This window comes from Arthrobacter oryzae (genome assembly GCF_030812315.1).
GTDB classification, from domain to species: Bacteria; Actinomycetota; Actinomycetes; order Actinomycetales; family Micrococcaceae; genus Arthrobacter; species Arthrobacter oryzae_B.
The window spans coordinates 571,154-583,910 of sequence record NZ_JAUSSM010000001.1; the positions used below are offsets into that span (position 1 = coordinate 571,154).

14 protein-coding genes are annotated in these 12,757 nt (G+C 66.8%); 10 read left to right on the forward strand and 4 right to left on the reverse strand.

Annotated features, from left to right (window positions below; all coding sequences use genetic code 11):
- Window positions 1-6: 6 nt before the first annotated feature.
- Together J2S97_RS02655 and J2S97_RS02660 are read left to right on the forward strand one after the other, a co-directional pair.
- Window positions 7-342, forward strand: coding sequence for a DUF3039 domain-containing protein (locus J2S97_RS02655; RefSeq protein WP_307046293.1), 336 nt, complete (start codon window positions 7-9; stop codon window positions 340-342).
- A gap of 223 nt (window positions 343-565) precedes the next feature.
- Window positions 566-2,341 carry a DEAD/DEAH box helicase gene (locus J2S97_RS02660; RefSeq protein ID WP_307046295.1) on the forward strand — a complete coding sequence of 592 codons (1,776 nt, stop codon included), beginning with the start codon at window positions 566-568 and terminating at the stop codon, window positions 2,339-2,341.
- An 82-nt stretch (window positions 2,342-2,423) separates the two neighbouring features.
- Here J2S97_RS02660 and J2S97_RS02665 read toward each other — a convergent pair whose 3' ends face one another.
- Together J2S97_RS02665 and J2S97_RS02670 are read right to left on the reverse strand one after the other, a co-directional pair.
- Window positions 2,424-3,074: an isochorismatase family protein gene (locus tag J2S97_RS02665; protein WP_307046297.1), complete on the reverse strand. Its 651-nt coding sequence runs from the start codon at window positions 3,072-3,074 to the stop codon at window positions 2,424-2,426.
- A 9-nt stretch (window positions 3,075-3,083) separates the two neighbouring features.
- Window positions 3,084-4,412 (reverse strand): nicotinate phosphoribosyltransferase, encoded by a 1,329-nt coding sequence (locus J2S97_RS02670; protein WP_307046299.1) that lies wholly within the window; start codon window positions 4,410-4,412, stop codon window positions 3,084-3,086.
- Window positions 4,413-4,449: 37 nt separating this feature from the next.
- Here J2S97_RS02670 and clpS point away from each other — a divergent pair, with 37 nt between their 5' ends.
- From clpS to rdgB, 6 genes are all read left to right on the forward strand, one after another.
- Window positions 4,450-4,818 (forward strand): ATP-dependent Clp protease adapter ClpS, encoded by a 369-nt coding sequence (clpS, locus tag J2S97_RS02675; RefSeq protein WP_307046301.1) that lies wholly within the window; start codon window positions 4,450-4,452, stop codon window positions 4,816-4,818.
- Window positions 4,811-5,377, forward strand: a complete 567-nt coding sequence (locus J2S97_RS02680) for a DUF2017 domain-containing protein (protein ID WP_307046303.1) — start codon at window positions 4,811-4,813, stop codon at window positions 5,375-5,377. Before clpS ends, J2S97_RS02680 begins: the two co-directional genes overlap by 8 nt.
- 113 nt (window positions 5,378-5,490) lie before the next feature.
- On the forward strand, window positions 5,491-6,507 hold the full coding sequence (gene murI, locus J2S97_RS02685) for a glutamate racemase (protein ID WP_373460481.1): 1,017 nt from the start codon (window positions 5,491-5,493) through the stop codon (window positions 6,505-6,507).
- A complete protein-coding gene (locus tag J2S97_RS02690; protein WP_307046308.1) occupies window positions 6,504-7,301 on the forward strand; it encodes an MBL fold metallo-hydrolase in 798 nt (265 codons plus the stop codon). Before murI ends, J2S97_RS02690 begins: the two co-directional genes overlap by 4 nt.
- Window positions 7,302-7,383: 82 nt before the next feature.
- Window positions 7,384-8,142: a ribonuclease PH gene (gene rph, locus J2S97_RS02695; protein ID WP_104172370.1), complete on the forward strand. Its 759-nt coding sequence runs from the start codon at window positions 7,384-7,386 to the stop codon at window positions 8,140-8,142.
- Complete coding sequence (gene rdgB / locus J2S97_RS02700) at window positions 8,139-8,816, forward strand: RdgB/HAM1 family non-canonical purine NTP pyrophosphatase (RefSeq protein ID WP_307046310.1); 678 nt, start codon at window positions 8,139-8,141, stop codon at window positions 8,814-8,816. Before rph ends, rdgB begins: the two co-directional genes overlap by 4 nt.
- Window positions 8,817-8,907: 91 nt before the next feature.
- On the opposite strand, the gene J2S97_RS02705 is transcribed toward rdgB, so the two are convergent.
- Complete coding sequence (locus tag J2S97_RS02705; RefSeq protein ID WP_307046312.1) at window positions 8,908-9,678, reverse strand: VTT domain-containing protein; 771 nt, start codon at window positions 9,676-9,678, stop codon at window positions 8,908-8,910.
- Window positions 9,679-9,818: 140 nt separating this feature from the next.
- On the opposite strand from J2S97_RS02705, the gene J2S97_RS02710 reads away from it, so the two are divergent.
- The gene (locus J2S97_RS02710) at window positions 9,819-10,835 is read left to right on the forward strand and encodes an exonuclease domain-containing protein (protein WP_307046314.1); all 1,017 of its coding nucleotides are present in this window, start codon (window positions 9,819-9,821) and stop codon (window positions 10,833-10,835) included.
- 116 nt (window positions 10,836-10,951) lie between these two features.
- Window positions 10,952-11,512 (forward strand): DUF4395 domain-containing protein, encoded by a 561-nt coding sequence (locus J2S97_RS02715; RefSeq protein WP_307046316.1) that lies wholly within the window; start codon window positions 10,952-10,954, stop codon window positions 11,510-11,512.
- On the opposite strand, the gene J2S97_RS02720 is transcribed toward J2S97_RS02715, so the two are convergent.
- Entirely contained in the window at window positions 11,499-12,620 is a 1,122-nt protein-coding gene (locus J2S97_RS02720) for an ADP-ribosylglycohydrolase family protein (RefSeq protein WP_307046318.1), read from the reverse strand. The two genes, J2S97_RS02715 and J2S97_RS02720, sit on opposite strands and share 14 nt — an antisense overlap.
- Window positions 12,621-12,757 lie beyond the last annotated feature (137 nt).

Sequence of the window (12,757 nt, forward strand, 5' to 3'; positions counted from 1 at the left end):
GCTAAGATGGATGCCATGACTAGCATGACGGATCCCCTCGAAAACGACCCGATGCGTGAGCTTTCCGGAGCAGGAACGTCCACTGCCACTATCGAGCGCGAGGAACTGCGCCAGGAAGTGGAGCCCGGTGACCGGGAGCGGTTCTCCCACTACGTGCGCAAAGAGAAGATCATGGAATCGGCCCTGACGGGCGAGCCGGTCATCGCACTGTGCGGCAAGGTGTGGACCCCCGGCCGCGATCCCCAGAAGTTCCCGGTCTGCCCCGAGTGCAAAGAGGTCTACGAAGGCCTGCGTCCCGGCAACGACGGCGGCAAGGGCTCGGACGGCGATTCCGGCAAGTAGCCGGTGCTTCCTGCGGTCACCCACTTCTTGAGGTGACCGCGCCCCCTCCGGGGCAGGCGACAAATCACGGCGCGCTATTCTCCGCTGCGCGCGTCCCGTGACGATATTGATTGTGGTTAATTGTGGTTGCCGGACCGGTGCGGCTCATCCGGAACAGATTGGTGTTTATGTTTATGTGTCTTTCGTTGTCGGCTGCCGCAATGCGGGGAATTGAGGGCTCTGCGTGACGGAGACACTTTTCGGCGGGCCAACGCTGCCACCGGCCTACCCCGAACGGGCAGCGTGGGGTACTGCGCAAAAGCTCCGTGCCTGGCAGCAGGAGGCGCTTGACCGCTATTTTGCTACCGGTCCCAGGGACTTCCTGGCCGTGGCAACACCCGGGGCAGGCAAAACCACCTTCGCCCTGCGGGTGGCCTCGATGCTGATCGAGGCCGGCACCGTGAACCGGGTGACCATTGTGGCGCCCACGGACCACCTGAAGCGCCAGTGGGCTGATGCCGCAGCCCGCGTGGGGATCGCAATCGACCCCAACTTCAAGAACGCGGACGGGCAGCACGGCCGCGGCTTCATCGGCGTGGCCGTGACCTACGCCCAGGTGGCCAGCAAGCCCATGCTGCACCGCGCAAAGACTGAGGCCGCCAGGACCCTGGTGATCCTCGACGAGATCCACCACGGCGGCGAAGCCCTGTCCTGGGGCGACGGACTGCGCGAAGCCTTTGACCCCGCGACACGCCGCCTGTCGCTGACGGGGACGCCCTTCCGTTCCGACACTTCGCCCATTCCGTTCGTAGAGTACGCCGAGGACCGGGACGGCATCCGCCGCTCCAAGGCCGACTACACCTACGGCTACGGGAACGCCCTCCGTGACCACGTGGTCCGTCCCGTCATGTTCATGGCCTACTCAGGACAGATGCGCTGGCGCACCAGCGGCGGCGAGGAGATGGCCGCTTCGCTTGGCGAGTCGGCCGTCACCAAGGACATCATTTCGCAGGCCTGGCGTACGGCCCTCAACCCTGCAGGCGAATGGATCCCGGCCGTGCTGGCCGGGGCGGACAAACGCCTGAGCGAGGTCCGCCGGACCGTGCCCGATGCCGGTGGCCTGGTGATCGCCACCGACCACGAAGACGCTCGGGCGTACGCCCTCCAGCTGAAGAAGATCACGGGCGAATCACCCACCGTGATCCTTTCCGACGACGCCAAGGCATCCAGCAAGATCGAGGAATTCACCGCCAGCGAAAAGCGCTGGATGGTCGCCGTCCGCATGGTGTCCGAAGGCGTGGACGTGCCCCGTCTTTCCGTGGGCGTCTACGCCACTTCCACGTCCACGCCGCTCTTCTTCGCCCAGGCCGTGGGCCGTTTCGTGCGTGCACGGAAGCGGGGCGAGACGGCCTCCGTGTTCCTGCCCTCCGTGCCTCAGCTGACCGCGTTGGCGAACTCGATGGAGGCTGAACGGGACCACGCCCTGGACCGGCCGGAGAAAGAGGACGGCGACGGCCTGTTCAATCCGGAGGACTCGCTGATGGACGAGGCCAACCGGGAGGACAAAGCCTCCGACAGCCTCACCAAGGGCAAGTTCGAGGCCCTGGACTCGCAGGCATCGTTCGACCGGGTGCTGTTCGACGGCGGCGAGTTCGGCACCGGCGGCGACATCGGGTCAGATGACGAACTGGACTTCCTGGGCATTCCGGGGCTCCTGGACGCCGAGCAGGTCGGCACGCTGCTGCGCCAGCGCCAGCATGAACAGCAGAGCCGCAAGAAGCTCAGGTCCGCAGAGCCGGTTGCCTCGCCTGCGGTGCCGGACCACCGGATGCTGATGGACCTGCGCAACGAACTGGCCAAGAACGTGGCTGCCTGGTCCGCCCGGACCGGGACGCCGCACGGCGTGGTGCACACCAAGCTCCGAACCGTCTGCGGCGGCCCTCCCGTGGCGCAGGCCAACGAGGAACAGCTGCAGGCCAGGCTGCGGAAGCTTCAGGACTGGTTCATCGGCCGCAAGTAGGGCCGGAGCTCACGGCGGAGCCGCAGAAAGGGCCGACCCGCAACGCGGGCCGGCCCTTTCGGCGCGTAAAAGCAGGGCCGGCTCAGGCCAGGTCCACGCCGCCGAGTTCCATTTCCGCGTAAGCGTCGTCAAGGTCGGCGGCGATCCCGGCCGTCAGGTTCCGGATCACCGTCACGGAATAGCCGGCCTGGACGGCATCCAGGGACGTGGCCATCACGCAGTAGTCGGTGGCGATGCCCACGATCACAACGTCTTCCACGTCATGGCTCTGCAGCCAGTCGTCCAGGCCGATCGCGTCCTCATCGGCGAATGAACTGGCGGTGAGCGCTTCCGCGTCGTCCGGCAACGGCAGGGCGCCGGGCTTGCGGTCACCCGTCGGGACGGCGTCCTCGGGGGCCAGGATGCCCTCAAAGCCGGAGTAGGCGGCTGTGAACTGGCCCTTCTGGAAATAGGCCTGGATGTACTCGGTGTCCAGGTCGGGATGAAGCTCCGCGCCGCGGGTGCCGGCGACGCAGTGCGGCGGCCAGGTGTCGATGAAGTCGGGCGACTCCGAGAAATGCTGTCCGGGTTCGATGTGCCAGTCCTGCGTGGCCACAATGTGGTCGAACTGGCCGTGATGGGCATCCACGAACTCGCTGATGGCACCGGCCACTTCGGCCCCGCCCTTGACGGCTAGGGAGCCTCCCTCGCAGAAATCGTTCTGGACATCAACAATAATCAGGGCGCGGGACATCAGTTCTCCTCAGTTTTCTTCGTAGAGAGTGGGGATGGCTGGTTCGCCGCGCTGGAGGCGGTTGACCACTGCGGGGAGTTCCGCCATGGAGTCCATGTGCCGCTGGCGGGCGCGGATCACGCCCTCGGTTCCGGTCCAACCGGGGAGCAGCTCGCCGTTCTTGATGAACTGCTGCAGCAGCTGGCGGTCGTTGCCGTCGTCTTCGGGCCGGTGTCCCACCCCCACGATCTCCTGGGTGGCGACGCCCCGCTCGTCGAGCTTTCGCAGGGCGTACTTCCTGCCGCCCTTGCTGGCCTTGTTCTTGGCCGCCTTGGCCACCGAAACGAATTCACCGGCGTCATCCGTGCGGCTGACGAGTTTGTACACCATGCTCGCCGTGGGGGCGCCGGAGCCGGTGACCAGCGAGGTGCCCACGCCGTAGGAGTCAACCGGTGCCGACTGCAGCGCTGCGATGGCGTATTCATCCAAGTCGGAGGTGACCACGATCTTGGTGTTTTCGTTGCCGAGGTCGTCCAGCAGCTGCCGCACCCATTGTGCCTGCGCCACGAGGTCCCCGGAGTCCAGCCGGACCGCCCCCAGCTTGGGGCCCGCAAGGTCAACGGCCGTACGGACGGCCGCTTCGACGTCGTACGTGTCCACCAGCAGCGAGGTTCCGCTGCCGAGCGAGGCGAGTTGCGCCTCAAAGGCTTCCCGTTCGGTGTCGTGGAGGAGCGTGAAGGAGTGGGCGGCGGTGCCCACGGTCTTGATGCCGTAGCGCCGCCCGGCTTCCAGGTTGGAGGTGCTGTCGAAGCCGGCGATGACGGCTGCGCGGGCGGCGGCGGCCGCGGATTCCTCCTGGGTCCGCCGGGAGCCCATTTCGATGCAGGGCCGGTTGCCGGCTGCGGTGATCATCCGGGACGCTGCGGACGCGATGGCGCTGTCATGGTTGAGCACCGAGAGAATGTACGTCTCCAGGATGCAGGCCTCTGCGAACGTGGATTCCACAATCAGGATGGGGGAGTGAGGGAAATACGCTTCACCCTCCGCATAGCCCCAGATGTCGCCGGTGAAACGGAAACCGGCCAGGTAGTCCAGGGTTTCGGCGTTGACCACCCCCGTGCTCCGGAGGAAATCCAGCTCCGGCCCGTCGAAGCGGAAGTCCGCGATGCCCTCCAGCAGCCTGCCCGTTCCTGCCACGATCCCGTAGCGGCGGCCGTCCGGAAGCCGGCGGGCGAACGCCTCGAACACCGACTTCCGGTGCGCGGCACCGGAGTGCAGCGCCGCCTGGAGCATGGTCAGTTCGTAGTGGTCGGTGTACAAGGACGTGCGGGGATGGTCCCAGCCAGCAGAGGTACTCACGAATTCACTCTAGTGCGCATCGCCCTAGAATGGACAGATGACCCTAAGCGTTGCGCTCGGCCCTGACACCCAGGAGAGCACCCAGACCGGAACAGTGACGTCCACCGACGCCCTGACCGCCCCGGACATTCCCTGGAACCTGGTGATCTGGAACGATCCCGTCAACCTCATGAGCTATGTGAGCTACGTCTTCCAGAGCTACTTCGGCTATTCGGAGCCCAAAGCCAACAAGCTCATGATGGAGGTCCATAAAAAGGGACGTTCCATCGTGGCGCACGGCAGCAAGGAACAGGTGGAGCAGCACGCCGTCGCGATGCACGGCTTTGGCCTGTGGGCAACGGTGGAGAAAGCCACCGGGGGCGGCAAAGAGGGCGGAACCGGCAAGGGTAAAGGCAAACGTGGCTAAGGCATTTAAATACGGACTCAAAGGCATTACCGGGTACCTGGAACCCGCGGAACGGGAACTGTTGCGCAGCCTGATTGACGACGTCATCTCCATGCTCCAGCCCGCGGAAAGTGCAAGTGAAGACCCGCTGACCGCCCTGATCGGGCTGGACATGAATGTCCAGGAACCGTCGGACCGCGCGCTGCGGCGGCTCCTGCCCAACGTGATGAAGAACGACGACGCCGCGTCCCTGGAGTTCCGGCAGCTCACCGAACGCTCCCTGCGGGAAAACAAGATCGGCGCCCTGCGCGCGGCGGCGCTGAGCCTGGACACCAATGACGTGGTTCTTTCGCCCGCCGATGCCCGGCACTGGTCCCAGGCCCTCAACGATGTCCGCCTTGTCCTGGCCGAACGGTTGGACATCCGGGACGACGCAGACGCCGAACACGTCCACACCATGCAGGACTGGTCCCAGGCCGAAGACGTGGAAAGCTACCTGGCGCTGGTGTACAACTTCACCACGTGGCTGCAGGAGTCACTCGTGCAGGCCATGCTCCAGTCCATGGAATCGCGCGGCTGACGGACCGGCGCGCGGCCCGGGCGGCCCGTCACGCGAGTGTGACCCATCCGACATGAGTCGGACGACACAATGTGATGGCCGCACCAACAGGGAAGCCCTATCCTCGAATAATCATGACAACAGCCTCGAGCATGGATCCGGCAGCGGGAGCTGCGGCGGATTCCCCAGCGATCAGCACGGACAACAGCCCCATGGGCTCGCGGCCTATCGGCATCTTCGACTCTGGAGTCGGAGGGCTGACGGTGGCGCGCTCCATCATCGACCAGCTGCCCAACGAGTCGATCCTCTACGTGGGCGACACCGCCAACGGCCCGTACGGACCGCTGCCCATCGCCGAGGTCCGGGCCAACGCCCTGGGTGTGATGGACGAGCTGGTCGATTCCGGCGTCAAGCTGCTGACCATTGCGTGCAACTCCGCCTCCGCCGCCGTGCTGCGGGATGCCCGTGAACGGTACACGGCGCGTTACGGGATCCCGGTTATCGAAGTGATCCAGCCGGCCGTACGCCGGGCCGTGGCCGCCACCCGGAGCGGGCGGGTGGGCGTCATCGGGACGTCCGCGACCGTGGGCTCCCGCGCCTACGAGGACACTTTCGCCGCTGCGCCGGACCTGCACATCACCTCCGTGGCCTGCCCGGCGTTCGTCAGCTACGTGGAGGCCGGCGTCACCACCGGTCCGGAACTGCTAGCCGTTGCCCGGGAGTACCTTGAGCCGCTACGCGCCGCCGGCGTGGATACCGTCGTTCTCGGCTGTACGCATTACCCCCTGCTCACCGGAGTGATCTCCTACGTCATGGGCGAGGACGTCACGTTGGTCTCCAGCGCCGAGGAAACTGCCAAGGACGTCTACCGGGCACTCGTCTCGCACGATCTGCAGCGGACACTCGAGGCGCCGCCGCAGCATCACTTCATCGCCACCGGGGAAGCGGGCCAGTTCGAAACCCTGGCCAGGCGCTTCCTTGGCCCGGAGGTCCTCAGCGTGCGGCACGTGGACCATGTAGCCGCGCAGTACCCCACCGGCAGCCTGGCAAGAATAACGCCGGAAATGATCGCTGCCGCGCAGGCCGGCGCCGCCCGGCCGCGGCTTTCCAATTTCGTCAGCGGCTCCGCCGCCGGAGGTTCCCGCCTGTGAAGCTGACCATTGTTGGCTGCACCGGGTCCTTCCCGGGACCCGGCTCCCCGGCGTCGTGCTACCTGCTGACCGCCCACGACGGCGAGCGGACGTGGAAGATTGTAATGGACCTTGGCAGCGGGGCGCTCGGTGCAATCCAGCGGTACACGGACCTGGAGGACATCGACGCGATCTTCCTCACACACCTCCACCCGGACCACTGCATGGACCTGTGCGGCCTCCACGTGGCTGTGCGGTGGAAGCCGGGCGGCTGGGGGCGCGACCGGATTCCGGTCTGGGGCCCTGCCGCCACTGCGGACCGGATGGCCACGGCGTACGGGCTGGAGCTTGACCCCGGCATGCACGAGGAATTCGACTTCACCAACTGGACTGAACGGCAGTCCGTCACTGTTGGTCCCTACACCGTGACACCGTTTGCGGTGAACCACCCCGTGGAGGAGGCCTACGCCCTCCGCGTCGAGGTCACCGAACCGTCCGCCCACGGCGCCCCGGTCACACGCGTGCTCACGTATTCGGGGGACACGGACTCCTGCGCCGGGCTGGAAGAGGCGGCGAAGGACGCGGACCTGTTCCTGTGCGAGGCCGCCTTCGAGGAGGGCCGCGACGACGACATCAAGGACGTGCACCTGACCGGCAAGCGCGCCGGCGAGGCAGCCGCTGCCGCCGGGGCACGCCGGCTGCTCCTCACCCACATCCCGGTGTGGACGTCGCAGACCAAAGTTATGGCCGAGGCCAAGCCGGTGTTCAACGGCGACGTGGCTGTTGCCGTGGCCGGAGTCCACTACACCGTCTGAGCCCCCGCTTGCAGTGCGGGGCGCTGTGCAGTGCGCTGTGACCGGTGTCCGGCAGGACCGCGCGGGTCGATAAGCTAAAGGCATGACTTCTGAAGCAATTGCCACCCCCGTCATTCGTGCCGACGGCCGTACTCCTGATCAGCTCCGGCCGATCAGCATCACCCGCGGCTGGTCCAAGCAGGCCGAAGGCTCTGCCCTGATCGAATTCGGCAACACCCGGGTGCTGTGTACGGCTTCCCTGACCGAAGGCGTGCCGCGCTGGCTCAAGGGTGAGGGCCGCGGCTGGGTCACGGCCGAATACGCCATGCTGCCCCGTGCCACCAACACACGCTCCGACCGCGAGTCCGTCAAGGGCAAGATCGGCGGCCGCACCCACGAGATTTCCCGGCTCATCGGCCGCTCGCTCCGTTCCATCATCGACACGAAGGCGCTGGGCGAGAACACCATTGTGCTGGACTGCGATGTCCTGCAGGCCGACGGCGGCACCCGCACCGCCGCCATCACCGGCGCCTACGTTGCCCTTGCCGAAGCCATCCGGTTCGCCCGCGAGAACAAGATGATCTCCAAAAACGCGCAGCCCCTCATCGACACCATCGCTGCCGTGTCCGTCGGCATCATCGACGGCATCCCCATGCTGGACCTGCCGTATGTCGAGGACGTCCGCGCAGAGACCGACATGAACGTCGTGGTCACCGGCTCCGGCAAGTTCGTCGAGGTCCAGGGGACAGCCGAGGGCGCCCCCTTCGACCGCGACGAGCTGAACCAGCTGCTGGACCTCGCCCTGCTGGGCACCGAACAGCTCGCGGCCATCCAGCGGGAAACGCTGGCGGAAGCCCCGTGACGCACCAGGACGGCCCGGCGGCTCCCGTACTGGTCCTCGCCACGCACAACAAAGGCAAGCTCCGCGAACTGCGGGAGCTGCTGCGCGGGCAGGTTCCAGGGCTCGACGTCGACACGCAGGTTGTGGACGCCGGTGCCGTCGGCGCGCCGGACGTCGCCGAGACGGGCGTGACGTTTGCCGAGAACTCCCTGCTCAAAGCCCGCGCGGTGGCCGAAGCCACGGGTCTGGTGGCAATAGCCGACGACTCAGGACTTTCCGTGGACGTCCTCGGCGGCGCCCCGGGAATTTTTTCGGCCCGGTGGAGCGGCCGGCACGGTGACGACGCCGCCAACCTGCGCCTCCTCCTCGCCCAGCTCGCGGATGTTCCGGACGAATACCGCGGGGCCGCCTTCGTCTGCGCTGCGGCGCTCGCCGTGCCGGGCCAGGCCGCGGACGGAGGCGGACGCGAGGTGGTGGAGTACGGCCAGCTTGAAGGCTCACTGCTGCGCGAACCGCGCGGGGAGGGCGGCTTTGGCTATGATCCGGTGCTGCAGCCGAGCGGCCTGGACCGCAGCTGCGCAGAGCTGAGCCCGGAGGAAAAGAACGCCATCAGCCACCGGGGCCAGGCATTCAGGGCGTTGCTGCCCGCCATCGTCGAGGCACTGGCGGGGCGTCGCCGGCAGGACCAGGCGTAGCTTCAATAGCAACGACGCTTCAGGAACAAAGACGAAGGCGCCCCACATCGTGGGGCGCCTTCGTCGTGGCGCTGCTATCCGGAAGCCGGACCTACATGTTCGTCTTGCGCTCCCCTTCAGGAGCGTGCTCCTCGATGTACTCGTCCACGGCGTCCGTGCCGAAGTGGGCCGCCTGGCGCTTGGCGGACAGCCCGCGGAGGACTTCGATGCCGATGGGGATCACGGAGACCAGCACAATGACGATGAAGATTATGTCCAGGTTTTCCCGGACCCAGGGCACCCGGTCGCCCAGCAGGTAGCCGAGGAGCGTGACTCCGCCGCCCCACAGCACGGCACCGATGACGTTGAAGAGGAAGAACTTCCGCTTGCTCATCTGGGCGACCCCGACGATCACCGGGACGAAGGTGCGGATGATGGGAACGAAACGCGCGAGGATCAGCGCCTTGCCGCCGTGCTTTTCAAAGAAGGCGTGCGCGCTTTCCACGTTCTCGCGCTTGAACAGCCTCGAATCCGGCTTGTTGAAGATCGCGGGGCCGGCCTTGGAGCCGATGAAGTAGCCGGTCTGGTTTCCCACGATGGCCGCCACGATGATCAGCGCGGAAAAGAGCCAGATGTTGAACTTGATGGTGTCCGTGGCCACCAGGAGGCCAGCCGTGAAAAGCATGGAGTCGCCGGGGAGGAAGAACCCGATCAGCAGGCCCGTCTCCGCGAAGATGATGCCGCAGACCAGCAGCACAACCCAGGGGGCCAGTGCCGGATCGGCCAGGAAGATCTGGGGGTTGAGCCAGTCGGGGAGGAACGAGGCCAGGTGCGGCTGCACCGGTCCCGCACCCCCGAGGGTGGACACGGCAAAGTCACTCATCGCATGTAGGTTCACCCTTCAAGGCTACTGGACCTGCGGCGTCGGCCCTGCCCTTGCGGCCCGCGGCGTGACCATCGACACGCGCGACAGGCGGGGGAGCGGTGCCAGGACGCCACCGGGCCGGCGGTAAAGTTTGAGCCGTGGGTTTGGACTTTACGGCGATTGACTTCGAGACAGCCAACGGCTTCCGCGGTTCGCCGTGCGCCGTTGGGCTCAGCAAGGTCCGTGGCGGGGTGGTGGTGGAGGAAGCCTCCTGGCTGATGCGGCCGCCCGAAAACCATGACCGGTTCGACTACCACAATGTGCGGATCCACGGCATACGGCCCGAGGATGTGGCGGGCCTGCCGCGCTTCGGTGAGCTTTTCCCCGAGATCGGCGCGTTCATCGGGGGAGACGTACTGGCGGCGCACAACGCCGCATTCGACATGGGCGTGATCCGCTCCGGACTTGAAGTGTCCGGGCTGCCGGGCCCGGCCTACGACTATGTCTGCACGGTGATGCTGTCACGCCGGTGCTATTCGCTCGTCTCCAACTCGCTGCCCTATGCGGCCGAGGAAGCCGGCGTCCCGCTGGTCAACCATCACGATGCTGCCGAGGACGCCAGGGCCTGCGCGGGCATCCTGATCGACATCGCACGGCGGAACGCGGCCGGCAGCATCGCCGAACTCTTCTTGTCCCTTGGACTTTCGATCCCGCATCAGCAGGCATTCGATCCCGCCCGTGACGGCCTTTCGAAGGCAACGCTGACCGCCCTGGGGACAGCAGGCGGCAGCGGAGCCGCTCCGGTGCAGGCGTTCAAGCCGGGCTGGCCCGTCGAAGGGGCCAACCCCCTGCCGAACACCGACGCCGAGCCCGGCCACCCGCTGTTCGGGCAGACGGTGGTGTTCACGGGAGAACTCGCCATGCCCCGGCCCGAAGCCAAGGTCCTCTCGGCGGAGTTCGGTGCGCAGCCGGAAAGCCGGGTGACCGGCCGGACCACGGTGCTGGTGGTCGGCGACGGCTTCGTGGCATCCGATCTTCGCTCCGGCCGCCTGACGGGCAAGGCCCGGCGGGTCCTCGAACTCCACGAACGGGGCCAGAGCATCGAAGTGCTGTCCGAAGGCGAGTTCCTTCAGATGGTGGGCGGACAGGTGCCCGCCGCCGCTGCGCTGCTCTAGGAGGGCGTCGGCCCGGTTTCCGGATCTGTGGTCCGGCACCCGCACAACACGGGGCAGTCGGGTCACACGGCGCAACAATGCTTCCGGTGCCGGACGGTGCCTCCTAGCCTTGCACCATGGGCAAATTCCGGATCGACAACACCACGGCTGACACCGTTCCAGCCACTGCGGCAGGAAGCCGGCGTGCCGGCGTCGACTGGCGCAAGGTTTTCGAGTTCCCCAACCCGGTCAACGAGTATGCCGCCCGGATCACTGCCGGCCTGGTGGTGGTGCTGGCCGCCGTGACTCTGCTGACGGGCTGGGGATGGGGACTGGCCGTCATCGCCGCCGGTTTCTGGCTGCGCGTGCTGTTCGGCCCCAGGATCTCGCCCCTGGCGCTGCTCTCCGTGAAGGTCCTGGCACCCCGCCTGGGCCGGGCCAAACTGGTCCCCGGCCCGCCCAAGCGCTTCGCTCAGGGCATGGGTGCGGCCATGTCAACAGCCGCGGCACTGCTGCTCGCGGCAGGTCTTGCTCCCGCCGCCTGGATTCTCCTGGCTGTGCTCGTGCTGGCAGCCTCGCTGGAAGCATTCGCCGGCTTCTGCCTGGGCTGCGTGATCTTCGGGTTCCTTCAGCGCCGCGGACTCATTCCGGCGGAAATCTGCGAAGCATGCAACAACTTCACGCTTAGGCGACTGTAACCGAGATCAGCTGCCCGGCCATGCCACGGATGACCTCCGGGGCTTCCAGAGCCGCCAGCCACTCGGCCGGAAGGCATTCCTCGCCATAGAAGGCACCCAGGATGTTCCCGGCAATGGAGCCGGTGGAGTCGCTGTCTCCGCTGTGGTTCACGGCCAGCGCAATGGCGTTGCGGAAGTGCGCTTGCAGTTCAGGACCGGCGGCCTCCTGGGTGATGCCGCCGGCGGGGGCAGTGGCCAGCACCGCGTAAAGCGCGACGGCGAGGGCCTCCTCGGCGACCCAGCCTTCCCCCAGCTCCCGCACCAGGTCTTCCGGACCGAGGGGGCGGCCGGCAGCTGCATCCTGCGCCGAGCCGTCTGCGAGCTGGAGGGCCCGCTCCAGCCGGTCAATGAGGGCCGGCTCGGGGTCGGCCTGGCCACGCGCGTGGTTGAGCGCGAATTCGGCCGCTTCATGGAGACTTTGGCCACTCATGAGGGCGTGGATCAGGAGGCTGAACGCTCCGGCGCTCTGCCGGGCCGAACGGTGCCCGTGGGTCAATGACGCCGCATCAGAGCTCAGCTTGTAGACCGCCTCGGCAGGAACGTGCGGAATGAGGCCGAACGGCGCCGAGCGCATCACGGTGCCGCATCCTTTGGAATCAGGATTCACCGGTCGGTACACGGTGCCCATTTCGCCGGTGGCCAGTCCGCTGAGGCAGGCGTTTCCGGGTGCGCGCCGGTGCTTCAGGGCTGCCTGGGTGTCAATCCAGCGCGGTTGCGGGACCGGTGCAGACGGCGGGACTGGCACCCCCTGCGTCGCGAGCCACCGCAGGTAGGCAAGCCACACGCAGGCGTTGGCGTCGGCGGCCGTCCCGTCGTTGGCCCACTCCAGCGCCTCTACGAGGCCGTCAACCGTGTAGAGCGTCATCTGCGTGTCGTCCGAGAAGTGGCTGCCGCCGTCGAGCGCTGAAAAATCCTGGAGCCCTGCGGGACCGAATCGGCTCCGGATGGTGGAAATATCATCGAATTCCACGGCGTAGCCAAGGGAATCGCCCAGGGCGCCGCCCAGCAGGCAGCCGTGGATCCGGGACTCGGGCGTCGGCGCCGTCCGGCGGAAGGGTTCAGTGCTCATGTCAGTAAATTTACCCCGGGCGGCGAACGCGCTGGTGCGCGGTCGGCCGCCACAGTCGCAGCGACGGGTGCCCGCCCGCTAAGCTCGGATCCAGCAAGCGTCCAGACTCAGTTGGCAGACTACGTCGGACAGTACAT

What these genes read in the sequence shown, in the direction of transcription:
- J2S97_RS02665 (WP_307046297.1), bottom strand. Translation starts at nt 3,074, where the DNA reads ATGTCCCGCGCCCTGATTATTGTTGATGTCCAGAACGATTTCTGCGAG.
- J2S97_RS02705 (WP_307046312.1), bottom strand. Translation starts at nt 9,678, where the DNA reads ATGAGTGACTTTGCCGTGTCCACCCTCGGGGGTGCGGGACCGGTGCAG.
- J2S97_RS02715 (WP_307046316.1), top strand. Translation starts at nt 10,952, where the DNA reads ATGGGCAAATTCCGGATCGACAACACCACGGCTGACACCGTTCCAGCC.
- murI (WP_373460481.1), top strand. Translation starts at nt 5,491, where the DNA reads ATGACAACAGCCTCGAGCATGGATCCGGCAGCGGGAGCTGCGGCGGAT.
- rph (WP_104172370.1), top strand. Translation starts at nt 7,384, where the DNA reads ATGACTTCTGAAGCAATTGCCACCCCCGTCATTCGTGCCGACGGCCGT.
- J2S97_RS02720 (WP_307046318.1), bottom strand. Translation starts at nt 12,620, where the DNA reads ATGAGCACTGAACCCTTCCGCCGGACGGCGCCGACGCCCGAGTCCCGG.
- J2S97_RS02655 (WP_307046293.1), top strand. Translation starts at nt 7, where the DNA reads ATGGATGCCATGACTAGCATGACGGATCCCCTCGAAAACGACCCGATG.
- clpS (WP_307046301.1), top strand. Translation starts at nt 4,450, where the DNA reads ATGACCCTAAGCGTTGCGCTCGGCCCTGACACCCAGGAGAGCACCCAG.